General features: G+C 60.2%; 18 protein-coding genes. 6 read left to right on the top strand and 12 right to left on the bottom strand.

Annotation, left to right across the window (positions count from 1 at the left end):
* Nucleotides 1-9 precede the first annotated feature (9 nt).
* The 8 genes from B5F35_RS07710 to B5F35_RS07675 form a co-directional block, all read right to left on the bottom strand.
* Complete coding sequence (locus B5F35_RS07710; RefSeq protein ID WP_087239685.1) at nt 10-1,248, bottom strand: eCIS core domain-containing protein; 1,239 nt, start codon at nt 1,246-1,248, stop codon at nt 10-12.
* Nucleotides 1,249-1,343: 95 nt separating this feature from the next.
* Nucleotides 1,344-3,410 carry an ATP-binding protein gene (locus B5F35_RS19185; protein WP_140401176.1) on the bottom strand — a complete coding sequence of 689 codons (2,067 nt, stop codon included), beginning with the start codon at nt 3,408-3,410 and terminating at the stop codon, nt 1,344-1,346.
* Nucleotides 3,411-3,578: 168 nt separating this feature from the next.
* Nucleotides 3,579-5,030 carry a sucrose phosphorylase gene (gtfA, locus tag B5F35_RS07700; RefSeq protein ID WP_087239681.1) on the bottom strand — a complete coding sequence of 484 codons (1,452 nt, stop codon included), beginning with the start codon at nt 5,028-5,030 and terminating at the stop codon, nt 3,579-3,581.
* A 191-nt stretch (nt 5,031-5,221) separates the two neighbouring features.
* The gene (glgA, locus tag B5F35_RS07695; protein WP_087239679.1) at nt 5,222-6,646 is read right to left on the bottom strand and encodes a glycogen synthase GlgA; all 1,425 of its coding nucleotides are present in this window, start codon (nt 6,644-6,646) and stop codon (nt 5,222-5,224) included.
* Between the two features lie 55 nt (nt 6,647-6,701).
* On the bottom strand, nt 6,702-7,817 hold the full coding sequence (glgD, locus tag B5F35_RS07690; protein ID WP_087239677.1) for a glucose-1-phosphate adenylyltransferase subunit GlgD: 1,116 nt from the start codon (nt 7,815-7,817) through the stop codon (nt 6,702-6,704).
* Nucleotides 7,817-9,040 (bottom strand): glucose-1-phosphate adenylyltransferase, encoded by a 1,224-nt coding sequence (locus B5F35_RS07685; protein WP_087239675.1) that lies wholly within the window; start codon nt 9,038-9,040, stop codon nt 7,817-7,819. The genes glgD and B5F35_RS07685 overlap by 1 nt, the downstream gene beginning before the upstream one ends.
* Before the next feature lie 68 nt (nt 9,041-9,108).
* Complete coding sequence (gene glgB / locus B5F35_RS07680; protein WP_087239673.1) at nt 9,109-11,208, bottom strand: 1,4-alpha-glucan branching protein GlgB; 2,100 nt, start codon at nt 11,206-11,208, stop codon at nt 9,109-9,111.
* Nucleotides 11,209-11,481: 273 nt separating this feature from the next.
* Nucleotides 11,482-13,731 carry a glucosylglycerate hydrolase family protein gene (locus tag B5F35_RS07675; protein WP_087239671.1) on the bottom strand — a complete coding sequence of 750 codons (2,250 nt, stop codon included), beginning with the start codon at nt 13,729-13,731 and terminating at the stop codon, nt 11,482-11,484.
* Nucleotides 13,732-13,938: 207 nt separating this feature from the next.
* On the opposite strand from B5F35_RS07675, the gene B5F35_RS07670 reads away from it, so the two are divergent.
* On the top strand, nt 13,939-15,351 hold the full coding sequence (locus tag B5F35_RS07670; RefSeq protein ID WP_087239669.1) for an MATE family efflux transporter: 1,413 nt from the start codon (nt 13,939-13,941) through the stop codon (nt 15,349-15,351).
* The gene (locus B5F35_RS07665; RefSeq protein ID WP_087239667.1) at nt 15,348-16,112 is read left to right on the top strand and encodes an EFR1 family ferrodoxin; all 765 of its coding nucleotides are present in this window, start codon (nt 15,348-15,350) and stop codon (nt 16,110-16,112) included. The genes B5F35_RS07670 and B5F35_RS07665 overlap by 4 nt, the downstream gene beginning before the upstream one ends.
* A gap of 82 nt (nt 16,113-16,194) precedes the next feature.
* Here the strand turns inward: B5F35_RS07665 and B5F35_RS07660 are convergent, their stop codons facing one another.
* Nucleotides 16,195-17,169 carry a carbohydrate kinase family protein gene (locus B5F35_RS07660; protein ID WP_087239771.1) on the bottom strand — a complete coding sequence of 325 codons (975 nt, stop codon included), beginning with the start codon at nt 17,167-17,169 and terminating at the stop codon, nt 16,195-16,197.
* Nucleotides 17,170-17,266: 97 nt separating this feature from the next.
* Nucleotides 17,267-18,322, bottom strand: a complete 1,056-nt coding sequence (locus B5F35_RS07655) for an NAD(P)-dependent alcohol dehydrogenase (RefSeq protein ID WP_087239665.1) — start codon at nt 18,320-18,322, stop codon at nt 17,267-17,269.
* Between the two features lie 223 nt (nt 18,323-18,545).
* On the opposite strand from B5F35_RS07655, the gene B5F35_RS07650 reads away from it, so the two are divergent.
* From B5F35_RS07650 to B5F35_RS07640, 3 genes are all read left to right on the top strand, one after another.
* On the top strand, nt 18,546-19,781 hold the full coding sequence (locus B5F35_RS07650) for an ATP-binding protein (RefSeq protein WP_242969434.1): 1,236 nt from the start codon (nt 18,546-18,548) through the stop codon (nt 19,779-19,781).
* 80 nt (nt 19,782-19,861) lie between these two features.
* Complete coding sequence (locus B5F35_RS07645) at nt 19,862-21,112, top strand: peptidoglycan-binding protein (protein WP_242969433.1); 1,251 nt, start codon at nt 19,862-19,864, stop codon at nt 21,110-21,112.
* A 91-nt stretch (nt 21,113-21,203) separates the two neighbouring features.
* A complete protein-coding gene (locus tag B5F35_RS07640) occupies nt 21,204-22,550 on the top strand; it encodes an MATE family efflux transporter (RefSeq protein ID WP_087239764.1) in 1,347 nt (448 codons plus the stop codon).
* Here the strand turns inward: B5F35_RS07640 and B5F35_RS07635 are convergent, their stop codons facing one another.
* Complete coding sequence (locus tag B5F35_RS07635) at nt 22,551-23,405, bottom strand: DUF3795 domain-containing protein (RefSeq protein WP_140401175.1); 855 nt, start codon at nt 23,403-23,405, stop codon at nt 22,551-22,553.
* A gap of 231 nt (nt 23,406-23,636) precedes the next feature.
* Between B5F35_RS07635 and B5F35_RS07630 the strand changes: the two genes are divergently transcribed.
* A complete protein-coding gene (locus tag B5F35_RS07630) occupies nt 23,637-24,398 on the top strand; it encodes a sugar phosphate isomerase/epimerase family protein (RefSeq protein ID WP_087239661.1) in 762 nt (253 codons plus the stop codon).
* On the opposite strand, the gene B5F35_RS07625 is transcribed toward B5F35_RS07630, so the two are convergent.
* Nucleotides 24,368-24,883 carry an SLOG family protein gene (locus tag B5F35_RS07625; RefSeq protein WP_087239660.1) on the bottom strand — a complete coding sequence of 172 codons (516 nt, stop codon included), beginning with the start codon at nt 24,881-24,883 and terminating at the stop codon, nt 24,368-24,370. The genes B5F35_RS07630 and B5F35_RS07625 overlap by 31 nt on opposite strands.
* Between the last annotated feature and the right edge of the window lie 131 nt (nt 24,884-25,014).

Raw genomic sequence — 25,014 nt, 5'->3', positions numbered from 1 at the left:
AAGAAAACATTATGCTCTCTGCGCCATTTTCTGTTGGATTTCCTGTATCAGCGCTTCATATTTTTCGACAAGAGCACGCATCTGCGGCGTCAGCGCCTGCTTGTAATCCGTGCTCTGCGCCGAGAGACTCGGCAGGAAGAGCAGCGTACGCATGGCCTCCTGGGCTGCTTTGGCTGCCTCTGCGCCATGCTCGTAGGTATCTTTCTGTGCCCCGATCCGGGTAAAGGAGCTGCCGGCTGTCGTGAGGACGGTTTTCATCATATAATCCAGCGCGGCAGATTGGTCTCCTCCAAATACATCCGCGCCCTGAATCAGATTCGTCATGTTCTGAAAATATTCAATCCCCTGATCGCTCGTCAAATACGGAGCCAGCATGGTAAACAGATCGTCCTGGATCTGATCGATCTTTCCCCCGTAATTGAAAGCGCCGGGAGAACCCGCAATCATCTCTTTTTGGGTGCCATTCATGGCGTATCGCAGATCCATTCCGCCGTTTTCCAGATTATGAAAATACTGTGGAACATTGCTGAAAAAGCCGGAAAGGAGATCTCCCTGATACGCTTTGTTTGCCTTTGCTTCTTGGGTTTCAGAAGTGCGAAATTTCAAATTGACCAAAGCGTCGCTCTTTTTGCCCGTCAAAGCCAGTGATCGGTTGGAGGCGGCGATGGTGTCATTGGCCGCGAACACATCCTGAAGATTCTGGAACGCATCTGCACCGCCCAGCTGGCCCGGCTGCGCCTGCTCCAGACGGTTTGGGATGCTGGACGCGTCCATTGTCGCGCCGCGCATGGCCTTCTGATAAGCGACGGCCTCCGGCGAGGTGTCCGCCTGCACGGAGAGAGGGGCGGAAATGTTCATCGGCTGCTTCTTTTTGCCGAATTTTTTGCGGAACCAGTCGATCAGGCCTCCCTGCATTTCGCCCTGCGGCGCACTCTCATGCACGCCCTCCCCGCCGGACTGCTGCATGGTGTGGGTCAGCTCGTGTGCCAAAAGGCCGCGGCTGGCGGGATCGTCCTTCTGGAATACGCCCCGGCCGAAGAAAATATCATTGCCCTGGGCGAAAGCGTCGGCTCCCGTCCCCTCCACACGCTGGGCGGCGGATTCGTCGGTGTGGATGTTGACCTGGGAAAAATCATGCCCGAACGCGCGCGACATATCGCCCACAACGTCGGTGCTGTCCATGAAGCGGGACGCAACCTCGTTTGCTTCGCGTTCCGCGCCGAGATTTTGAAGCAGCTTTTTGCTCATCGTTTTGCCTCCTGTTCTATCGGAATCCGGAAGGGCGGAACGGGCTTTGCCGTCTGCCGCATTTCCGGCCGTTTGTCTGAAAAAATGGATGGAGATCAGGTTTCCGTGTCGGGCTGCCTGCGTTCGAGCAGATCGTACAGCAGGTTCCCGTATTCCCCGAATTCCCCGGCCAGCATGACCTTGCCCTCCTTCTGCCGCTCGAGGAAAACGGCTTCGACGAGGTGGCGCATGGTGAGCGCGCCGCCGTCTGCCGCGGCCCGGTAGCAGGCGTTCAGGGCAATGTTCTTGATCTGGGAGCCGGGAAGCTCAAACCGCTCCGCCAGATAGGAGAAGTCGATTCCCTTCTGCGGGACGGACGCGGGCAGAACGGAGCGCCACAGCCGCAGGCGCAGCTCCTTGCCCGGGAGAGTGAAGGAAACGTGGTAGCGGAAGCGGCGCACAAACGCGCTGTCAATGTTTGCGGCAAGGTTTGTCGCCATGAGCACGATGCCGGAATACTCCTCCATGCGTTGGAGCAGGTACGCGACCTCGGTGTTGGCGTATTTGTCCTTCGCGTCCTTCACCTCGCTGCGCTTGCCGAGCAGCGCGTCCGCCTCGTCGAAAAACAAAATCATATTGCTCTTTTCGGCGCGGTCGAACACCTCGCGCAGCCGTTTTTCCGTTTCGCCGATATATTTGTCCACAACCTGGCTCAGGTCGATCTTATAGAGTTCCAGTCCAAGAGCGGCGGCCAGTACCTGCGCGGCCATCGTCTTTCCCGTGCCGGGCGGGCCGGAGAAAAGGGCGGACACGCATCGCCCGTACGGGTATTTCGCCCGCAGTCCCCAGTCGTCGAGCACCTGTCCCTGGTGCTCGACCTGCGCGCAGATAGCCTGAAGCGTTTCCTTCTGGTACGGTTCCAGCTGCAAATCGTCCCAGGAGAAGGTTTTCTCCACAAAGCGGATGTTCTGATAACGCCCATCGTCCAGCACCTGGTAGCACAGGCGGAAGATCTCCTTCGCGTCCCACGGCCCATCGGGATGCGTCCGCGCGAGCAGGGAGAGAATGCGGTCGATCTGCCCGGCGGTGAGCGTCATTTTCCCGGCCAGCTCACGCGCTGGCAGGCCCTCGTCCGTTCCCAGGCGCTCCCGCGCGAGCGCCTGCCAGAGGGCTTCGCTGTCCCGCATGGAGCAGGCACGGATCGGGACGGCATGCACGAAGCAGGAGACAAAGGGGATCACACGCACGGTTTCCCCCGTGGTCAGGAAAGCGGGGCGGCCGAAGGGGCGCAGGTCGCGTTCCAGGATCCGAAGCTGCGCGGGTAATACGCCGGAGCGATCCTCAGCCTCCTGCTCCATGCCGCACAGGCACAGCAGACGGTCCGAGAGAAGCAGCTCGCGCAGAATGCGCCGCCAGGGGGCCGCCAGAAGGCGGTTGTGCTCGCTGATTTCCCCATAGGGCACAAAGAGCACCTCGCGATCGAGCAGGCGGGCCGTTTCCCGCACCAGGAAGCGCCGTCCGCTTGTCGGTTCGCCGGAAATATGCAGAAGGGAAAGGCCATCTGTGCGGGAGAGCAGATCCGCCGCCCTCTCCGCATCCTCGCGCAGGCGGCAGAAGGCGGGGGCGGGTTCCGTCCGGGGGGAAAAGAGCGTGCAGAGGTGGCGCAGGGCGTAGTCCGGCCGATCGTCGCCGGAGAGCCAAGCGGCAAGCCGCCCATCCGGAGCAAACGGGGATCGCAGAAAGCCGGACGCGTCCGGCTGCGCCTGCAAGAGCAGCTCCACACAGTCAAACGCGCGGCGCACCGCGGGGAGATCCTCAATGCTCTCCATGCCCGGGCAGGCAACGCGCGCGGCAATCTCGATCGTCAGCGCGCCCTGCGGCTGTCCGAAGGCTTCCCGCAGAAGAGACAGCGCGCGCTCGTCCATCTCAATGAGCAGCGCAAGCTGGATCGCCGTGAGCGCGATGGGATTGCCGCCGCACAGGTCAAACAGCCTGCGCCAGCGGGATGCAAGGGGAGGATCGTCGGAAAACAGCTCCTCCGGCTCCTGCGGGCAGGAGTCAATCTCCTCCCGCGTCACATCCGGGGAAATCAGGCGGCTGTAGCGCGCGAAAAAAGCGCTGTCCACGCGCCCCTTGAGATACAGGGAGAGGCGCAGCGCCGCCAAAGCGGCCAATCGTTTCAAATCGCGTCCCTCCCTCGTTTTGTCTTACCTTTATTGTAAAGGAGGGCGGATCGCTTGTCAAACCGATCCCGGTTTTTTTAAGGAAATTTTAGATTTCTCGCCACAGACAAAAACGCGCCCGCTCTTGTCGGGGTAAATCCCGAAAGAGCGGGCGCGGAAGGTTCTCTCTTACAGACCGGCGTCCACCAGCTTTAAATCGCCGTTTTCACCGGCGAAAATCTCATAAGACTTCGTCTTGAAGTTCACCTTGAGCTCCGCGACGGCATTGCCGTTCTGACGGCGGATGTGCAGCGAGTCGTCCGCGCAGGGCAGCAGCTCAAAGGAGCCGTCAAAGGCCGGGCACTCGTTGCGGAATTTCATCATATCCAGCAGCTTCTTCACCACAGGGCGCTCCACCTCGGCGGCGACCTCTTCGGCGGTGTAGTAGTGGCGGTTGATGTTGCGGCCCTCCTTGGTGCTCTCGAGCAGCTCGATGTCGTTGCGGCCCGCGAACATGCCCACATAGTACACCTGCGGGATGCCGGGAGCGAAAAACTGCACGGCACGGGCGGCCAGATAGGCGTTGTCATCGTCACCCAGCGCGGAATAGTAGGTGCAGTTGACCTGGTAGATATCCAGATTGTTGTACAGGGCGGTGTTGTAGACCTTTTTCACGTTCGCGCCGAACTGGAAGATGTCCTCCTTGGTGCGGTCGATCTCCTCGTCCGGGAGCAGGCCGCGCACGTCCACCACGCCGATGCCGTCGTGCGTGTCGAGTGTGGTGAACTGCTTTCTCGGGCAGATGGTAAGCCAGTGCTTGAGATACTGGGACTGTCCATAGTAAAGCGCGTTGATCAGCAGCATGGGAAGCTGGAAGTCATAGACCCAGTAGCCTTTTTCCGCGAGCTTGAGGGGCATGGAATAATGCTCGTGGATCTCCGGCAGGATCGTCGCGCCGGAGGGGCGCAGGATATCCATGACCTCGTCAAGCAGGCCCCAGACCTCCGGCTCCAGGAAGAAGCAGGAGGTGCCGGCGCGCTTTGTCGCGTAGGCGAAGGCGTCCAGACGGATGACGGAAACGCCGTGCTTTGTCAGCTCGGCAAGGTTGTCCCGCAGGAACTGCTTGCCCGTCTCAGAGGGGCAGTTGATGTCGATCTGCTCCTCGCCGAAGGTGCACCACACCTTTTCGGATGTGCCGTCCGCAAAGTGGGCTTCCACATACGGGGCGCGGGGCTTGCGCTTATAGATCGCGTCCACCTGCTCCTCGGTCGGCTCGCCGCCCTCCCAGAAATCCTTGTAGCGGATGAATAGATCGTGCCAGGGGGACTCGTCTTTGCGGGCAAGGAAATCACGGAAGTAGCTGCTCTGAGCGGAAATGTGGTTGATCATATAGTCCGTCATCAGGTAATACCGGTCGGCAAGGCCCTCCACATCCTTCCAGGTACCAAAGGCCGGATCCACCTCGTGATAGGTCATGGGAGCGAAGCCGCGATCGCCGGATGAAGGGAAGAACGGCAGCAGATGGATGCCGCCGATGGCATTTCCTACATATTTGGTAAGGAGCTCCTGAAGCTCCGAGATATTCTTTCCGATGGAATCGCTGTAGGTGATCAGCATAATTTGATTGGACAGCTTTTTCATGGGGGATCCTCCTTCCGTGCTGCCCCGCGCATGGCCTTGCGGCCGGGCCGGGGACCTATTGTTAGACTACCATAAGGAGGGCGGTTTGTCAATTTTCGGTGCGAACATAGCAGCGGATCCAGCATAGTGAAAGAGCCCCCGCAGGGAAATTCCCTGCGGGGGCTCTGCTTTGTGTGTTTGATTGGTAAGGCTTACTCCTTGAGCATGTCGCGGTACATCCGGATGTAGTCGTTCGCGGAACGGCCCCAGGAGTTGTCGCTCTTCATAGCCCGGTCAACGAGGATCTTCCATCCGTCGGCCTGCGCGTAGCCCTCCAGCGCACGGTGGATGGCATAGAGCATGTCGCCGCCGTTGTAGCTCTGGAAGGTGAAGCCGTTGCCCTCGCCGTCGCCGCTGTCCTGGATGGAATCCTTCAGGCCGCCGGTGGCGCGCACCACCGGAATGGTGCCGTACCGCAGGGCGATCATCTGCGAAAGGCCGCAGGGTTCGCTCTTGCTGGGCATGAGGAAGATATCGGCGCCCGCGTAAATCTTGCGGGACAGCTCCGGCACGAAGCCGAAGCAGGCACAGAGCCGGCCGGGGTATTTGTTCTGCATCTCGCGGAAGAACGTCTCATATTCGTAGTCGCCCGAGCCGAGGATAACGAACTGGATGTTCGATTCCCACATCAGCTGATCCAGTGTCTCCTTCACGAGATCGAGTCCCTTGTGCGCTACCATGCGGGTCACCATGCCGATGAGCGGCACGTCGGGCGTTTCCGCAAGGTTCAGGCGTTTCTGGAGCTCGAGCTTGTTCACGGCCTTGCCGGACATATCCTGCACGGAGTAGTTCGCGTAGATATCCTTGTCCGTCTCAGGGTTGTAGCTTTCCGTGTCGATGCCGTTGAGAATGCCGCTGAGCTTCCAGGAGCGCTCCCGCAGGATGGTGTCCATCTTGTGGGAGAACCACGGATCGAGGATTTCCTGCGCATACGTCGGGCTGACGGTGGTGACACGGTTGGCCGTCTCGATTGCGCCCTTCATCATGTTGACGCAGTTGTCGTATTCCAGAAGGGGCAGAGCCGATCCGGGAATGCCGAGCACGTCCTCCAGCAGCTCCTTGCCGTACTTGCCCTGGTACTGGATGTTGTGGATCGTGAACACCGTCTTGATGCCGCGATACCACTCGTTATTGGCGTAGAAGATGCTGTAATACACCGGGACGAGAGCCGTCTGCCAGTCGTTGCAGTGGATCACATCCGGGCGGAAGTCGATATAGGGCAGCATTTCCAGCGCGGCACGGCTGAGGAACGCAAAGCGCTCCGCGTCGTCGTAGTGGCCGTAAAGGCCTTTGCGCTTGAAATAATACTGGTTGTCGATGAGGTAATAGATCACCCCGCCCGAGCGCGCTTCAAACACGCCGCAGTACTGCCGGCGCCATGCCACCGGAACAGAAAGGCTGGTGATGAATTTCATGTTGTCGCGCAGGGACTGCGGGATTTCCTCGTAGAGCGGCATGACCACGCGGCAGCCGATGAGACGGGCGCGCAGCGCCTGCGGCAGGGAACCCGCCACATCCGCCAGACCGCCCGTTGCGGCGAAGGGTCTTGCTTCACTGGTGCAGTATAAAACCTTCATAAGTGCTTCTCCTCTCGTTTGCCGCGCGGTGTTCGCCCGGCTGGGACGCGGGCGGTCAGACGATCGCGCCCTTGCTGATGTATACCGGATAGGACTGGAAACCCATCAGCGAGCGCTCTTCTTTGATTTCCACATCTTTATCCACCACCACATAGTTCATGCGGCAGTTCTGGCCGATCACGCTGTCCTGCATGATCACGCAGTTTTCCAGTCTTGCACCTTTTTCCACCCGCACGCCGCGGAAGAGCACACAGTTTTCCACCGTGCCCTCGATCACGCAGCCGTCCGCGATGATGCTGTTTGCCACGTTGGCGCCCAGGCCGTAGCGGGCGGGCATGTCGTCACGCACCTTCGTGTAAATCGGGCGGTTCGGGTTGAAGAGCTCCGCGCGCACCTTCGGCTGCATCAGCGTCATGTTGGCCTCGAAGTAAGAGTTCATGGAGCAGATGGTCTGCACCGTGCCCTCAAACTCATAGCCGTAGATGCGGTAGTTCTTCACGTTCCTCTGCAGGAAATCGCGCTTGAAGTTGAACATGTTGCGGCTCACGCAGTCGCTGATCATGCTGATCAGAAGCTCGCGCTTCATGATGAGGATGCTTATGCCGTGATTGCACTCGCCGTCAATGGCGGGGGAGATGAGCATGTCGAGGATACGGCCGTCCGGTGCAAGCGTATAGACCATCGGATCGCTGCTGCCCACCGGGATTTTGCCGAAGCGGTACACCAGCGTGATGTCGGCTTCCTGGCGCAGATGGAAGGCCAGCACGTCACTGTAGTCAATGTTGCAGAGCATATCACAGTCCGAGAGGGCGACGTATTCCTCGCGGGAGTTGTGCAGGAAGCGGGTGATGGAGGCCAGATATTCCACGCGGCTGTTCGGGATCGCGCTCGCGTCGCCGAAAGGCGGCAGGATAAACAGGCCCTCTCTCTTGCGGGAGAGATCCCATGCCTTGCCGGAGCCGAGATGGTCCATCAGGGACTGATAGTTGTTCTTGGTGATGACGCCAACCTTGTTGATGCCGGAATTCACCATATTGGAGAGCGGGAAGTCGATCAGGCGGTAGCGGCCGCCGAAGGGCACGCTGCCCATGGCGCGCTTTTCCGTCAGCTCCCGGATGTTTTCATCATGTACATTGGAGAACAAAACTCCCAGCATATTATTGGCACGCATTATTTTGTTCCCTCCTCATAAGTGGTTCCCTCTTCGATCATGGCCTTGGGCGGCACGACCGCGCCGGGAGCGATGGTGCAGTCCGCACCGACGACGGCGACGCCCCACTCTTCCTTGTTGTCAATGTCTTCGGGGCGGGCGCCGACATGCGCGCCCTTGCCGATCACGGTGTTCTCGGAGATGATGGCGTACTGGACGACAGCGCCTTCCTCCACGCGGCTGCCGGGCATGATGATGGAATCCTTCACGACGGCGCCCGGAGCGATGTACGCACCCGCGAACAGCACGGCGAAATCAATCTCGCCGTACACGTTGCAGCCTTCCGCCACGAGCGAATTCTGCACGACAGCATCCTTGGCCACATACTGCGGCGGCATGACGGGGTTTCTCGAATAGATTTTCCAGCTTTCCTCGCTCAGATCCAGGGAGCCGTTCGGGTCAAGCAGATCCATGTTGGATTCCCACAGGCTCTCGATGGTTCCCACGTCCTTCCAGTAGCCCTGGAACTCATAGGCAAACATGCGCTCGCCCGCGTTGAGCATGTTCGGAAGCACGTTTTTGCCGAAGTCGTTCGAGGATTTCGGATCCGCCTCATCCTCGATCAGGTACTTGCGCAGCTTGCTCCAGGTGAACACATAGATGCCCATGGAGGCCTTTGTGCTCTTGGGCACCTTCGGCTTCTCGTCGAACTCGTAGATGGAGTTGTCCTCTCTGGTGTTCAGGATACCGAAGCGGGAAGCCTCCGAAAGCGGCACATCGATCACGGCGATGGTGCAGTCGGCCTCCTTTTCCTTGTGGTAGGCCACCATCCTGGAGTAATCCATCTTGTAGATATGGTCGCCGGAGAGCACCACAACATAGTCGGGCTGGTAGCGATCGATGAAATTGATGTTCTGATAAATGGCGTTGGCCGTTCCCTTGTACCAGTCGGATTTCTTGCCGCGCTGATACGGGGGCAGGACATGAACGCCGCCGTACATGCTGTCGAGATCCCACGGCTGCCCGCTTCCGATGTACTCGTTGAGCTCGAGCGGCTGATACTGCGTGAGCACGCCGACGGTCTCAATGCCGGAATTGACACAGTTCGAAAGGGGGAAATCGATGATGCGGTATTTTCCTCCATACGGGACCGCGGGTTTCGCCAGATTTTTTGTCAGTACTCCAAGTCTGCTGCCCTGTCCACCGGCCAGCAGCATTGCCACAACTTCCTGCTTTGGCAACATGGAAAATCCCCTCCTTGATAGAATATGAAAAGATCAAATGATCTTACCAGTGATGGAAAGCGCCGCTTTTATGCGTCGTCCGTCTTTTTTTTGCGGCCGCGCGCGGGTTTCTTTGCTGTGGATTCCCCGGCGGGCTTTGCCTCCTTTGCGGCAGCTTTTGTCTGCCGGGCGGGTCCCTTCTCTTTGGCGGGCTTCGCTTCTTTGGCGGGTCTGGCCTGCTTGGGGGCGGGCTGAGCCTGCGCGGCGGAAATCTTCCTGCGCTGGGGCTTCTTCCTTCTGCACCGCAGGTACAAAACAGACATCGGCGGCAGATCCAGCTCCATGGATTCCTCGCAGCCATGCATCGGCACGGCGGTGGTCTTGATGGTATCGCCGTTTGTGATGCCGGAGCCGCCGTACGCGGCACGGTCGGAGGAGAAAACTTCCTCATAGATGCCGGGCGTGGGCGCGCCGATCCGGTAGCCCTTGCGCTCCACCGGGACAAAGTTGCACACGACGACAAGCTCCCCGCCGTTTTTGTCGATGCGGCGGAAGGCAATGACGCTCTGGGTGTAGTCGTCGTTGGAAATCCAGCTGAAGCCCTCCCACGAGAAATCCACCTCCCAGAGAGCGGGGGTGTCGAGATAGAAATGGTTCAGATCGCGGAAGAAGGATTGCTGCTTGCGGTGCTGCGGGTATTGCAGCAGCAGCCAGTCGAGCTCCTTCTCATAATTCCACTCAATGAACTGGCCGAATTCGCTGCCCATGAACAGGAGCTTTTTGCCCGGGTGCGCCATCATATAGGAGAGGAAAGCGCGCACCCCGGCGAATTTCTGATCATTGTCGCCGGGCATTTTATTCATCAGCGAGCACTTGCCGTGCACCACCTCGTCGTGCGAGATCGGCAGGATGTAGTTCTCGGAGAAGGCATAGAAGAACGAAAACGTGATGTTGTCGTGGTTGAATTTGCGGTAGATGGGGTCCAGGGACATATAGTGGAGCATGTCGTTCATCCAGCCCATGTTCCACTTGTAATTGAAGCCCAGTCCGCCGCAGTCCGTGGGCTTGCTCACCATCGGCCAGGAGGTGGATTCCTCCGCGATCATCATGACCTCCGGGAAGAGGGAGAATACGGATTCGTTGAGCCTCTGCAAAAAGGCGACGGCTTCCAGGTTTTCCTTGCCGCCGTCCTTGTTCGGCAGCCATTCGCCGTCGCGGCGGCTGTAGTCGAGATAGAGCATCGAGGCCACCGCGTCCACGCGGATGCCGTCGATGTGATATTTCTCCAGCCAGAACACGGCGCTGGAGATGAGGAAGCTGACGACCTCGCACCGCCCGTAGTCAAACACGAGCGTCCCCCAGTCCTTGTGCTCGCCCTTTCGGGGATCGGCGTACTCATAGCACGGCGTGCCGTCAAAGCGCGCCAGACCAGCCTCGTCCTTGGGGAAGTGCGCGGGAACCCAGTCCATGATGACGCCCAGGCCCGCCTTGTGGAATTTGTTGACAAAGCTCATGAAATCTTTCGGGGAGCCATAGCGCGAGGTGGGGGCAAAATAGCCCGTCACCTGGTAGCCCCACGATCCGTCGAAGGGGTATTCCGTCAGCGGCATCAGCTCGACGTGCGTGTAGCCCATGTCCAGCAGGTACGGAATGAGCTCGTCCGCCAGCTTGTCATAGGAAAAGACGTTGCCGTCCGCGTACCGGCGCCAGGAACCCGCGTGCACCTCGTAGATGTTGACGGGACGGCTGTAGTGCGGCTTGGCCGCCTTGTGGCGGAACCAGGCGTCGTCCTCCCAGGCAAAGCCCTCAATGTCGCAGTAGATCGAGGAATTGTTCGGCCGTGTCTCGAAGTGGTAGGCATAGGGATCGCTCTTGAGCACTTTGGTACCGTCCTGCTTTACAATGCAGAACTTGTACACGGAATATTGATCCAGCTCAAAGGGCAGAATTGCCTCCCACACGCCGTTTTCGCTGATCTTTTCGAGGGGATGCTTCTCGTCATCCCAGTTGTTGAAGTCTCCCACCAGCGAAACAGCCTGGGCGTTGGGCGCCCAGACACGGCAGGTCATGCCCGGATTTTCGGGATCCCCCGCTTTCCGCAGCCCCATATATTCATAGGCTTTGCTGTTGGTGCCTTGATGGAACAGATAAAGCGGAACGCTGTTTTTGGAGTTGACTTCCTTCTGCATGGAACCATCCTCCTCTATGCAAATTTCTTTACCATAATCATATCACAAAGGTGAGAAATATCAAGTTTTTCCGTCATTTTCTTAAAGATTTTCCGCTTTTAGCCAACTTGTATTGGTTGATTTGTTACAAAATACACAGAAACAGGGCAGGAAGAATTCCATTTCAGTATAGCAGAGAGGAGGTGTCGAATTTATTCGAAAGTGATATTTCTACGATATTGCTTTCTGTTTATTTTAAATAAACAATATATGGAAAATGTTTCCTTCCGGCGCTCAGCGAAGCAGCGTCAGACGGGCAGGCAGGGACGGGGCGGGGATATCCCGATCCGCACCGGAGACGGGAAGCTCCTCGCCGTTGACAGCGGCGCGTACACCGGCCGGAATGCGGAAAACGACCGGGGCCTGCAGGTTGCCCTCCACGGTGCACAGCAGTCCCTCTTCCTTCTTTTCAAAGCGTACGCTCACGCTTGCGCCAAGGACAGGCACGTTCTCCAGCGCGGCATTTTCCCAGCCGGCGGGCGGGCAGGGGGCGATCACAAGCCGGCCCTCGTTTGCGTCCGGCTGGATGCCGAAGAAATAGCGTACGATCGGCACGAAGGCGGCGTACACCGTCCATGCCTGCACAAAGCAGCCGTAGTCCGGGGACATCTCCGAAAGGTTGCCCGGGCCCGCCATGCCGAAGGTGGAGAACATGCGGCGCAGCAAATCGAGGGCGCGGTCCGGATGGCCGTAGCGTGCCTGGGAGACAGCCAGCGCTCCGGTGGAGATGGTCATCATCCGGTTGTGGGAGAGGGCGTCGAGATATGCGCCGAACGGTCCGACAACCTGCGGGCTGTCCATCGTTTTCAGTGCGCGCTGTGCCTTTTCTTCCGGAGCAAGCCCCATCTCCATGGGCAGGCAGATCACCCAGTTGCGGTTGAGCAGCCAGCCGCTTTCACGCTCGCCGAGGGCGCGCTTTTCCTCGATCAGCTCATGGGCGTACCGGCGCAGGCGTTCGCCCTCCTCGCCGCTGGACTTGCCGAGGATCTGGGAAAGCTTGCTTTCCACCTCCGGCAGGCTGGTGTAAGCATCGCAGTACAGCCCGGCGCGCTCGTCCCAGAGCTCCGTGTTCACAGCTTCCCGCACGCGGGCCGAGAGATCGGCGTACTCCTTTGCCTGATCCGCGCGCCCGAGACGGCGGCACATTTTGGAAAACGCATCATAGGCTGTGCAGGCGTAAACGGCGGTGTCGATCAGCTCGGAGTTGAGCCCGGGGATTTCCATGATGCCGTAGCCGCTGGGGAAGAGGTCGCCGTCGTCATCCTGCTTCCGCAGCCAGTTGACGCTCTTTTCCAGATACGGGAAGGCTTCGTTCAGGATGGAGAAATCGCCCGTCCACTCACAGTAGAGCCAGATCGCCGTGAGGAAGTGGGCCGTCTCCTGCGTGTTGCCGGGGTTGGCGCATATGCCGCTTGTGACAATCTCGTGGGCAATGCGGCCGTCGCCGTTGCACTGCTCCGAATAGCGCAGAAGGAGCAGCAGGGTGTCGCGGGCCAGCTGCGCCTCGCCCGTGGCCAGAAGGCCCTGCACGGCGTAGCAGCTGTCGCAGCCGAACCACCACAGGTATTCCGGCGCGCCCGCTGTCAGCCCGCGTCCGAAGCGGCCCGCGTCCACCGTAAGCCAGTCAGAGTGCACGCGGATCCATTCGCAGATTTCAGCGGTGCGCGGATCGATCCCCGTCAGGCGGCAGCGCGCGGCGAGCGCGTCATACCGGGCCTGCTTGGAAGCCAGAAAATCCTCGCTGCCGGAGAGGCGGGCGTGCTGGGCCAGGCAGTCCTCCTTTGACTCAAACGATCCCGCGAGGAAGAAGCGCAGCTCCAGCTCGCCGTCCGCGGGCAGGGAGAGGGAGTCGTAAAACAGGCTTACGCTCACGCCGCGTCCTTCCGTGATTTCCGGGCCAAACTGCTGCCCGATCGCGGTGCGGTCCGGCCTGCGGCTTGCGCCGAGCGAGGCATACCACTCGTTCTTTTCATCCTTTGCGAGGAAAACGCCCGCGTCCTCAAGCCATTCGCCGTGATCCTCCCCGTCCTGCCAGCCGGCGGTGTCGGAGTACCAGACCGGGTGCAGGTCGGTGCGGGCCAGGAATTCCAGGCTGACCGTGCGTGCTTTCTCCGGGTTTTGCAGACGGTAGGTGACGATCACGCCGTGCGCCTCCTCCGGCGCCAGCAGGGTGCGGACAATGCGCACAGGCGTGCTGCCGAGCGTGCTGCCGTAGCCGCCGCCGGACTGCTCCAGGCCCCAGGGAGCGACGCGGCAGGTGTCCGCCGCCACCCAGGTGTCCGGGTGATCGGCGCCATGGTCGCGAAAGCGCAGCCAGAAGCCGTCGAACAGCTTGATCGGGTGCATCCAGACTCCGCCCATCTCGTGGTCCTGATGATGCCCGAAGTCCGGGAAATAGCCCTCCTGCGTGGTGATCAGCTTGATGGCCTCACTGGAGCAGAGGCAGAATTTTCTCGCGGCGTTGGTGGATTCCTGAAGTTTCATAATAGAGATCGTTCCTTTCCTTTTGGATTTCAAAATTTTCAAATTTTACGAACCGAAATCGTTTTCGGTGTTTGGCAGGTTTCGTCGTTTTCACGAATTTGCGGTGGGGGCGGTTGCGCCCCGCACCGGAATCCGGTATACTGAGGGTATTCCGCGCCGCCGCAGGGGCGGTGCGGCAATCCCGATTGTATGGAGGAGGAAGAAAACATGAATGCGGCTGCAAGCGGAGGAAGGCTCAAACGCCTGTTTTCCGCGCAGGATATGTCTCTGGGCGCGCCCTGGAAACGGATCCTGGAATTTTCCCTGCCGATGCTGATCGGCAACCTGGCCCAGCAGATGTACAACACGGCGGACTCGGTCATCGTGGGCATCTATGTGGGGGACAACGCCCTTGCCGCTGTCGGCAGCGCGTCCCCGATCCTGAACCTGCTGCTGGCGCTGTTCGTCGGCATTGCGACGGGCGCGGGAATTTTGGTCTCACAGTATTTCGGGGCGAAGGAGCGGGACCACCTGGCGAACGTCATCGGCAACTGCATGACGCTGACGCTGCTGGCATCCGTGATCATCATGGTGGTGGGGCTGCTCGTGACGCGCCCGCTGCTGGTAATGCTCAACACGCCCGCATCCATTCTGGACTGGTGCACCGATTACCTCAATATCTTTTTCCTGGGGATCGTCGGCTTTGCGGCGTACAACATCCTGTCCGGCGTGCTGCGCGGGCTGGGGGATTCGCTCTCGGCGCTCGTGTTTCTGATTGTGGCCACGGTGCTGAACATTGGGCTGGATCTCTGGTTTGTGGCCGGGCTTCACATGGGCGTGGCGGGTGTGGCCCTCGCCACCGTCATCGCCCAGGCGATCTCCGCCGTGCTGTGCTGTCTCAAGCTGTTCCGCATGCATGACGTGTTCACGCTGCGCGCGGCGCATCTGCGGCCGGTGCGGCAGTATGTGGGGAAAATCATCCGTCTCGGTGTGCCTTCCGGCGTGACGCAGGCGATTTTCTCCATGGCAATGCTTGTGGTGCAGTCGCTCACAAACAGCTTCGGCGAAGCGGTGATCGCGTGCAACGTGATTGTCATGCGCGTGGACGGCTTCGCCATGATGCCGAATTTCACCTTCGGCCAGGCGATGACAACCTTCACAGGTCAGAACGTCGGCGCGGGAAAGCCGGAGCGCGTGCGCGCCGGGGCAAAGCAGGGGACGCTCATGGCGCTTGCGTGCGCTGTGGCTCTGACGCTGTGCATCCTGCTGTTCGGCCGGTCGCTGATGTCGATTTTCACCAGCACGGCTTCGCTTGTGGAGCTGAGCTATCACATGATGAGCATTCTTGCCGCCGGGTATATCGCGATGGCCGTGACGCAGAGCCTGTCCGGCGTGATGCGCGGCGCGGGCGACACGATGACGCCGATGTGGATTTCCATCATCACCACCGTAGTGCTGCGCGTTCCGATCGCCTATGGCCTCGCGTTCCTGACGCGCAGCCCCGAGTATCCGGTGGGCCGTCCGGAGTCTGTGTTTATCTCGCTGCTCGCGTCCTGGGTGCTCGGCGCGCTGATCACGCTGGGAGCCTACCGCATGGGACGCTGGCGCAGAAAGTATGAAAAGAAGGAGGATGCCGTTTGATTTACTGGTTTTCCGCCACAGGGAACAGCCGCTATGCCGCCCAGGCGATCCGCGCCGCCACCGGGGATATGTGTGTCGATCTGCTCCCGCTTCTGCGGGAGGGCGGCGCGGCTCGGGTGGAGTCTGAAAAGCCGCTGGTGTTTGTCTGCCCCACCTATTCCTGGGGAATGCCGCGCATCGTCGAGGACTGGATCGGCAAAGCGAAATTTTCCGGGAACCGCGCGGCGTATTTTGTGCTGACGTGCGGCGCGCAGATCGGCGCGGCCCCGGCGCAGATCCAAAAGCTCTGCGCGCGCTGCGGGCTGGAATACCGCGGGACAGCCGCCGTGCCGATGCCGGACAATTACCTGATGCTGTTCCCGTCCCCCACGCAGGAGGAAATTCACGAGAGCCTGCAAAAGGCGGTGCCGCTTCTGGAGCGGACGGCGGCCGTCATCGCGCGCGGCGAGCTGCTCCCCGAGGAAAAAGCCGGCCTGATGGGACGGCTGTGCAGCGGCCCGGTGCGGAGCATGTTCTATTCCTTCTATGTCAAGGACAAGAACTTCTCCGTCAGCTCCGCCTGCGTTTCCTGCGGTCTGTGCGCGCGCGTGTGCCCGCTCAAAAACATTGTGCTTCGGGATGGCCGTCCCACCTGGAACGGGGCGTGCACCCACTGCACCGCCTGCCTGAACCTCTGTCCAGCCGGGGCGATTGAGTACGGAAAGAAAACCGTGGGAAAACCCCGCTACCGCAATAACAAAACCTTCCCGGATACGGACTGAGCCATCCGGTTCCCCGTCAGAAAGGCCCCTGCCAGTCTTATGTCGCAAATCGGTCCGCGTGGTTTGCGTGGGGGGATTTTGTTTATGCCTGAAGCAGCGGGACGGTGCGGCGGCACTCCTCGATCTCCGCCTCCGTCGGCAGGGCGGGGATGGAGCCCTTGCGGGTGGTGGTGAGGGAACCGGCGGCGTTGCCGTAGGCGAGGATGTCCTCCAGCTCGTCGCGGGACAGCGCGCGGATTTCTTCCAGCGACTTTCCGGCCACACGGTGCAGCACCGCGCCGAAGAAGGAGTCGCCCGCGCCGTTGGTGTCGATCGTTTTCACATCATAGGTCGGCTGGAAGCCTGTCAAAGAGCCGAGACGGTAGAACGCGCCCTGCGCGCCGAGCGAGACGAGAATCAGCGACGGCCCTTTCTCCGCGAGAATGGCCGAGCCGCGCTCGAGATCGTCCGTGCCGCTGAGCAGTTCCAGCTCCTCGCCGGACACCTTCACAATGTCCGCAAGGGCAAGGCCGCGCAGCATCTGCGTCTTGGCGTTCTCCACGCTGTCCCAGAGAGGCGGGCGGAAGTTCGGATCATAGCTCAGCAGCTTGCCAAGGCTTTTCGCATGCTCCGCCGTTTTCAGCGTCGCGGTGCGGGACGGCTCGTCGGTGAGCGAGACGGAACCAAAATGCAGGATACCGGCCTGTTCCACCAGATCCAAACGCACCTCGGAGAAGTCGAGCATGATATCCGCGCCCGGCTTGCGGTAGAAGCTGAACGAGCGGTCGCCGTGCTCGTCAAGCTGGACAAAGGCGAGCGTCGTGTGTACCTTCGGGTCGGAGAGCAAACCTTCCGTGGAGATTCCCAGCCCGTCAAGCGTGGCGCGCAGGAACGATCCGAACGCATCGTCTCCCACTTTTCCAAGGAATGCCGTGCGGTTGCCGAGTTTTGCGGCCGCAGCCAGCACGTTCGCGGGAGCGCCGCCCGGGATGCGGGCGAACAGCATGTCGCCGCGCTCCGTCTGCCCTGCCGGGGTAAAATCGATCAGCAATTCACCGATTGCGGTAATATCAACCATATGACTCAACCGTCCTTTCGCGTCCGCGCGCATCCGGGGCGTGCGGCATTATCCATATTGTACCGCCCCTCCCGGAACCTGTCAAATGCTTTCGCGCTCAGTTCTTCCCTGTGATGCGGATGACGGATTTGACGATGTTCGCCTTGTCGTGTGCGCTCTTGTCCATCGCTTCCTGGATGTCGTCGAAGTCAAAAAGGTTCGTGACAATCCCCTTGAGGTTGATGGCGCCGCTCGCCACGGCCTCGATCGCCATGGGGTAAATATGGCGGTAACGGAAGATGGTGCGGAACGTCAGCTCCTTGTCGAGCGCCAGGCTCATCGGCAGCGTGACGTCGCCTGTTTTCGTGTAGCCCACAAAGACGATCACCGCGCCCTTTTTGGCCATTTCCACCGCCTGGCGGGAGGTCTGCTGTGTGCCCGCCGTCTCGATCACGACGTCCGCGCCTTTGCCCTGCGTCAGCCGCATAATAGCTTCTGTGGTGTCCTCCTGTGAGGCGTTCACCACAGCCTGTGCGCCCAGCTCCTTCGCCTTTTGCAGCCGCGCGTCCATCACGTCCGTCACAATGACGTTCCGCACGCCGCGCGCGTGCAGCGCCAGCATCGTGACCAGCCCGATGCAGCCTGCTCCCAGCACAACCGCTGTCTGCCCCGGCCCCGCCTGCGCCTGGTTCGCCGCGTGGAAGCCGACGGCCAGCGGCTCGATCAGCGCGCCCTCCATCGTGCTCACGTTCTCCGGCAGCGGGAAGCACAGCGCCGCCTCGTGTGCCACATACTCCTGAAATACGCCGTCCACGGGCGGCGTGGCGAAGAATATCACGTCCGGGCACAGATTATACCGGCCCGTGCGGCAGAATTCACAGTGGCCGCACGTTTTTCCCGGCTCAAGCGCCACGCGGTCGCCGGGTTTGACGTTTGTCACGTTCTTTCCGACCTCCACCACAACGCCGCCGCACTCGTGGCCGAGCACAAACGGCGGCTTCACCACATAGTTTCCGATCGCGCCGGACTCGTAGTAATGCAGATCGCTTCCGCACACGCCGACATACTCAATTTTGACAAGGGCTTCGTCGTCCTTCGGCTGTGGGATCGGGCGCTCCTCAAACGCCATTTTTCCGATTCCTGTCATCACAGCTGTTTTCATGATCCCTTTCATTTCCGGTCACTCTCCTTTGTTTTATAAACTACTTTTATAAAACAACTTTAATTAGTTGGATCATACCCCATGGGAAAGCGGTTGTCAAGAGGAAAAGCGGGAGGGTTAAACTTTTTGTAAATTCCACCGCGTGAAAAAGGGCGAACCTTGACAGCACCGCGTGGAGCGGGGTACAATAAGGAAAGCATAACGCCGCCGGACAGGGGCGGAAGGAAGGATTTGCATGAACGGAAAACGCAGGGAAGCGGCTATGAAAATGGCCTCCCTTTCCATTTACAAGGGAATTTTAAACCGAACGGTGCCGCAGGCGCTGTACCGTCTGCTGTGGGCGGAGAATGAGGAAGCGTTTCTGCGCGCGTGGGGTGAGCTGTTTGCCGCCCTGTGCGAGCGCGGCTACAGCGATAACCTCACCGGCTGCCTGACGGAAGCGGCTCTTTTCGATGAAAACGCTTTCTCGCTGACCGCCGCGGCGGGACGCGAGGTATCCCCGGCTATGCGCGGGGCGGCAGGGCGCGATCTGCGCGTGATTCTCGAGTTGGGCTCGCTCAGTGCGCAGGATGTGCTGGACGATGGCCCGCAGGGCGCGGATTCCCTCTCGCTTCCGGTGTGGGGCGCGGGGGAGCCGGTCGAGCAGCTTCGCGGCGAGGGAAGCCTGGCGGAGCGTCTGGAACGGTATTACCGGGAGAACGGCTGCGGCATGTACGCGCGCTATCGCGCCTTCATCTGGCGCGACCACGCGATCCATCCCGTGGTGCATCCCGATCCGACCACGCTGCGCGATCTCAAGGGCTACGAGATCCAGCGCCGCATGGCAATCGACAACACTGTGTCGTTTCTCGTCGGCCTTCCGGCGAACAACTGCCTGCTGTACGGCGATCGCGGCACGGGAAAATCCTCGACTGTCAAGGCCATTCTCAACGAATACTATACGCGCGGCCTGCGCGTGATCGAGATGCCGAAGGAGTCGCTGATGGACTTCCCGCGTCTGGTGGACGAAATCGCGGCGCTGCCGATGAAATTTATCATCTTTATCGATGATCTGTCGTTCTCCAATCAGGACGACACCTATGCGGCGCTCAAGGCTGTGCTCGAGGGCGGACTGGCCGCGCGTCCGGAGAACGCTCTGATCTATGCCACCTCGAATCGCCGCCATTTGCTGCGCGAGACGTTCTCGGATCGCGAGGGCGACGAGGTGCACAAGGGCGACACGATTCAGGAGAGCCTGTCGCTCGCGGATCGCTTCGGGCTGTCGATCCATTTCTCGTCGCCGGATAAATGGCGTTATCTGGAGATTGTCCGCCAGCTTGCCGTGCAGCGCGGGCTGGAGGATCATCTGGAGGAGCTGGACCTGCTGGCCGAGCGCTGGGCGACGGAGCGCGGGGGACGTTCTCCGCGGTGCGCGCGCCAGTTCATCGACGACGCGGAATCCAAGGTGCGGCGCGGGGAACCGCTTCGCTGAGAAAGAAACACACACAGCCCGGCGCGGCGGAAACCGCGCGCTTTCGGGCGGGATACCGGGAAACGGGAGGAGATGCCAAGTTGCAGAAGTCGAATCGATCCATCATCCGGCGGGGGATTTCCCTGCTTTGCATCCTTGTTCTGACGGCGGGGATGCTGCTCACGGGCTGCGGCCAGGCCAACGACGTCACTTCCGGCGTCGGAACCACGGATTTCCCCGTGACAGTCAACGAAGTCACCATTCAGCAGAAGCCGGAGGGCGTGGCTGTCCTCTCGGACAATCTGGCGGATGTGGTGCTTGCCCTCAATTATGAAGCAGTGCTGAAAGCGCGCACGGCGGACTGCACACAGAGCGATCTGGAAGTGCTCCCCATCGTGGATCCCACGGATTACGGCGCAATGAGCGGCGTGGGCGCGACACTTGCGCTGGTGGACGAGCTTCCCGGCGAGGAGGAAGTCAGCGCCGCGGCCTCTGCGGGCGTGACGCTGCTCGCCATCGAACCGGCCAAGTCGCGCGAGGATCTGGAGCGGCTGTATTCGCAGGTCGGCGCGGCGCTTCAGGGCGGCGTGACCGGCTATGAAAAGGGCGGCAAAACCGCGAAAAACGTGTTTATCACTATCGACGATGTGGAGCGCGTGATTCCTTCTTCTGATACCCCGAAGGTGTCCTGCTATCTTTTCGACGCGCAGGGACACGGTGTGACGGGCGACATGTTCCACAGCATCCTGTTTGCCAGCGCGGGGCTGACGAACGCGGCCACCGACTGCACCGGCGGGAACTTCCCGCTTGATAATCTCAAGCTGGCCGATCCCTCGTATATCTTCTGCCCCACGGGCGTGAAGGCACAGCTCGAAGCGGCGGAGGGCTATAAGGATCTCACCGCTGTAAAGGAGGGCCGCGTCTACGAGATGGATCCCACCTGGATGACCTGCCAGGGACGCGGACTGATCCAGGCTGTTTCCTTTATGGCGGGCACGGTGTTCCCGGAGCTGCTGGAGGATACCGGCGACGGCACGCAGAGCACCGCGAGCGGCGACGATACCCAGAGCGGCGGCGACAGCTCCTCCTCCGCGACTTCTTCGCTGCCGGAGGGCGCTCCCTCGGGCGAGCTGAAGATAGGGGATCAGGGCGACGACGTGCTTCGCCTGCAATACCGCTTGCAGGAGCTGGGCTATCTGTTTGTGCCGCCGACGGGTCTCTTTGCCGAGGGCACCGAGCAGTGCGTGAAGGACTTCCAGCTTCTCAACGGCATGATTGTCACAGGCGTGGCGGATGAAGCGACCATTGCGCTGCTCTTCTCCAACGAAGCGGTGCCGCGCAACGCATCCTGATTCGGAGAAACATCCGGAAAGAAAAAGAAACCGCTCTCTCCTTTCCCGTAAATCGGGAGGAGAGGGCGGCTTTTGTGTGGGAGGGGAAATTTTGCGTGAGGATTTGACAACCGGCAGCATCACCGGCACGATGCTGCGCTTTGCCCTGCCGATGATCGCGGGCAACCTGCTTCAGCAGTGTTACAATCTGGCGGACACGTTTTTAGTCGGGCGTTTCATTGGGTCGGACGCACTCGCGGCGGTCGGCTCGTCGTATACGCTCATGACCTTTTTGACGTCGATCCTGCTCGGTCTTTCGATGGGCAGCGGCGCGGCATTCTCGATCCATTTCGGTGCGCGGGAGGAGGATCGGCTCAAGTCGAGCATCTTCACCTCTTTTGTGCTGATCCTGTCGGTGACAGTCGTGCTCAATGTCCTTGTGTTCGCTTTGCTCGACCCGATTCTGGTGGTACTGCAAATCCCGGCTTCGCTCTACGCGATGACGAGGGATTATCTGTGGGTGATTTTCTGGGGCATCAGCGCGACGTTCCTGTATAACTTTTTTGCGTCGCTTCTGCGCGCGCTGGGCAACTCCGCGACGCCGCTGATTTTCCTCGGCGTGTCGGCGGTGCTGAACATTGTGCTTGACGTGGTGTTGATTGTCAACGCGAACATGGGAGTGGCGGGTGCGGCGCTGGCCACCGTGATCGCCCAGTTTGTGTCCGGAATAGGGCTGCTCGTTTACGCGCTCCTGCGCTGTCCGCAGCTTCGTCTCAGCCGCCGCCATCTGCGCGTGACGGCGGCGGGCCTGCGCGAGATTGCGAACCTGTCGTTTCTCACCTGCTTGCAGCAGTCCGTGATGAATTTCGGTATCCTCGCGGTACAGGGGTTGGTGAACAGCTTCGGTCCCGCCGTGATGGCGGCGTTCGCGGCGGCGGTAAAGATCGATTCGTTCGCTTATATGCCGGTGCAGGATTTCGGCAACGCCTTCTCCACCTTTATCGCGCAGAACTACGGAGCGGGGAAAGAGGAGCGCATCCGCCGCGGCGCGCGCAGCGCCGTGCTCGTCTCGTTTGTGTTCTGTATCGTGGTTTCGGCTGTTGTGTTTATTCTGGCTGAACCGCTGCTTCATATCTTTATCGATCCGGCGGAGACGGCTATCACGGCGATCGGTGTGCAGTATCTGCGGATCGAGGGCGCGTTTTACTGCGGGATTGGCTGCCTGTTCCTGCTTTACGGCTATTTCCGCGCTGTGCGCCGTCCGGGTGTCTCGCTGGTGCTGACGATCGTTTCGCTCGGAACGCGCGTTGCGCTGGCGTTTGCTCTCTCCGCCGTACCGTGGATCGGCGTTGTGGGGATCTGGGCGAGCGTGCCGATCGGCTGGTTCCTTGCGGACGCGCTGGGGCTTGTACTCTACCGGAGGGCGCCGCTGGAAAGGGAACTGGCAAATGAGTCTTAGTTACCCGTTGGATCCAAACAGCTTTGCGGTGCGGTACAGACATACCAGCTTCCAGATGCCCGTCACAGCCATAGCAGCGATGACGAACAGCACGAGCAGCAGGCTGAGCGTTGGAACGGCGGACAGAAGCATGGCGGCAGCGGCCGCGATCAGGGCGGCGGCGCGCCATTTCCACAGCATCCGCCATTTGCCCGCCAGCTGCTCGTCCCATCGTTCCGCAAGCGCCGCATGCGCGCTGCACTCATAATATTCGGCGGCAATGGAAAGTCCCGTGCCGCATAACCCCAGCACAAGGATCAGCCCGCCGCCCATTGCGTCGGCGGGGAGGAAAAGTGTCAGGAGGGAGAGAGCAACCGAAACAAGGGTAAACAGTCCCGCTGTGCGGTAGGTATTTTCCTCTTTGCTCAGACGAAGAAAGAGGACTCCGCAGGCGGCGGTGCGCACAAGACCGGCGATTGACCAAAACAGCTCCTGCTGTGCCGCGTCGCCCCCTGAAGTGGTCAGGCGGATCGAGAACGTTCCCAGCAATGTCAGCCAGAACAGAATCCACAGCAGCAGGGAGAGGTCGGGATCCGTTTGACTGAGTTCCAGCCGCCGATCAATCTCTGCGCGGCGTTCGTCCAGGCGATCCTGCGCCGCGTCGTGCCATCGGCGGTATGTTCCGCAGGAGACGCGGAAGCGACATGCGGAGCAGGGCGGGTAGCCATGTTCCCGGCGGCAGCGCGCCAGTTCACATTCCCCCACGCCTTTTTGCCCCGGCCCCCGCGTACAGCCGGGACAGTCGTTTGCCTGCCGGTGCGGGCAGGCTTCGCAGGATTTTCCGCAGGAGCCTTCCTCTTTTACCTTCTCACTCACCATTCTTCCTCCTTTTTTGCTCATAAATCTTATCAATCATTATATTATGTTTCCGTATCTACCACAAGAATAGGCAAGGAATCTGACACAGAATCTGCTTGCCTTTTTTATGAAATTGGGAGATAATAACCAATAAAGAGGAGTACGCGGCCTTTTGAAAAAGGCCTGGCGAAAACTTCACGCGGCTCCGCCGTGCGAACAGAAACTTTATGGTTAAAGGAGACATGCGATATGCAAATCGGCGCGCAATTTTACACCCTCCGCGACCAGTGCAAAACGCTCGAAGCGTTCGCGGAATCGCTCAAGCGGGTGGCGGACATCGGCTACCGCACCGTGCAGATCTCGGGAGTCTGCCCATACGATCCCGCGTGGCTGCGCGACAGGCTGAAGGAAACCGGCCTTGCCTGCGTTATTACGCATACCAACCAGGACCGCATCGCGGACGAGACGCAGGCAGTGATCGCGGATCACAGCGTGTTCGGCTGCGATTATATCGGCGTCGGCTCGATGCCGGGGGGCCTGCGCAATCCCGGTGACTATGAGTCGTTTGTCGAGCGTTTCCGCCCGGCTGGCGCGGCGATCGCGGCGGCGGGCAAACGCCTGATGTACCACAATCATCATTTTGAGTTCATGAAGGCTCCGGACGGCAAGCTTTACCTGGAAAAGCTGGCGGAGGACTTTGCCCCGGAGGAGCTGGGCTTTACGCTCGATACCTACTGGGTGCAGTACGGCGGCGGCGATCCGGCCGCGTGGCTGGAACGGCTGTCCGGCCGTGTGCCGTGCATCCATCTCAAGGACATGGCCTGCGTGAATTTCGAGCAGCATATGGCTCCCGTGGGAGAGGGCAATCTCAACTGGGAGCGGATTCTTTCCTCAGCGGAGCGGGCAGGCGCGAAATATCTGCTTGTGGAGCAGGACGACTGCTATGGCGAGGATCCCTTCGACTGCCTGCGCCGCAGCTATCAGTTCCTGCGCGCGCTGGGGCTCGGCTGAGGCAGTGCGTCAAGGTCTCCGGTGGCGATAATCCGCAGCTCGCGCCCGAATTTCAGGGCCATCTGAATGGTGGAAAAGGTGCCGCCGCTCTGCCGTCCGTCATAGATGGCGAGCACGCGCTGGGAGCGACCGATCATGAAGCGGTTGCGGTGGCTGTATACGCCGGGCGAGTAGCGTTTGGAAAGGACATGCACCTCAGCGCAGCCATTGAGCAGGTCGGTGGTTTCCGGTTTTCTCTGGAGGGTTTGGATCCGTCCGCGGAAGGGGATGGCCGCTTCCAGGCGGATCTCTGGGTTGGTTTTTGCGCGTTCCAGAACCAGGGAAGCAAAGAGCATGTCCGCTCCCTCCGCAAAGCCCGAGAGGAAACAGACATAGCCGTCCTCAATCGCGCGGTCAATTTCCAGTGCGAGCGCGCGTCGGGTCTCCTCCCATTTGTCCGCGGGGATCTCCCGATGGCCTGTGACACAGCAGGTTCTTTCTGTCATGGCATTTTCCTCCCGTCCGCGGTTCGGATTCCATGTGTTCTTCCGGGTACAAGGTCCGAATCGCGGTGTTTTTTCATTTCTTTTCTAATTATACACGGGATTTTGAAAAAAGGAACGTATTTTCGATACAA

It is taken from the genome of Anaeromassilibacillus sp. An200, from assembly GCF_002160025.1.
GTDB classification, from domain to species: Bacteria; Bacillota; Clostridia; order Oscillospirales; family Acutalibacteraceae; genus Caccousia; species Caccousia stercoris.
Note: the sequence above shows the minus strand (reverse complement) of the source record. Positions and strands in the feature narration are given on the sequence as shown.

Coding starts and splice junctions, on each gene's coding strand:
- B5F35_RS07710 (WP_087239685.1), bottom strand. CDS start 1,248: ATGAGCAAAAAGCTGCTTCAAAATCTCGGCGCGGAACGCGAAGCAAAC.
- gtfA (WP_087239681.1), bottom strand. CDS start 5,030: ATGAAAAAGCTGTCCAATCAAATTATGCTGATCACCTACAGCGATTCC.
- glgA (WP_087239679.1), bottom strand. CDS start 6,646: ATGAAGGTTTTATACTGCACCAGTGAAGCAAGACCCTTCGCCGCAACG.
- glgD (WP_087239677.1), bottom strand. CDS start 7,817: ATGCGTGCCAATAATATGCTGGGAGTTTTGTTCTCCAATGTACATGAT.
- B5F35_RS07685 (WP_087239675.1), bottom strand. CDS start 9,040: ATGTTGCCAAAGCAGGAAGTTGTGGCAATGCTGCTGGCCGGTGGACAG.
- glgB (WP_087239673.1), bottom strand. CDS start 11,208: ATGCAGAAGGAAGTCAACTCCAAAAACAGCGTTCCGCTTTATCTGTTC.
- B5F35_RS07675 (WP_087239671.1), bottom strand. CDS start 13,731: ATGAAACTTCAGGAATCCACCAACGCCGCGAGAAAATTCTGCCTCTGC.
- B5F35_RS07670 (WP_087239669.1), top strand. CDS start 13,939: ATGAATGCGGCTGCAAGCGGAGGAAGGCTCAAACGCCTGTTTTCCGCG.
- B5F35_RS07660 (WP_087239771.1), bottom strand. CDS start 17,169: ATGGTTGATATTACCGCAATCGGTGAATTGCTGATCGATTTTACCCCG.
- B5F35_RS07655 (WP_087239665.1), bottom strand. CDS start 18,322: ATGAAAGGGATCATGAAAACAGCTGTGATGACAGGAATCGGAAAAATG.
- B5F35_RS07650 (WP_242969434.1), top strand. CDS start 18,546: ATGAACGGAAAACGCAGGGAAGCGGCTATGAAAATGGCCTCCCTTTCC.
- B5F35_RS07630 (WP_087239661.1), top strand. CDS start 23,637: ATGCAAATCGGCGCGCAATTTTACACCCTCCGCGACCAGTGCAAAACG.
- B5F35_RS07625 (WP_087239660.1), bottom strand. CDS start 24,883: ATGACAGAAAGAACCTGCTGTGTCACAGGCCATCGGGAGATCCCCGCG.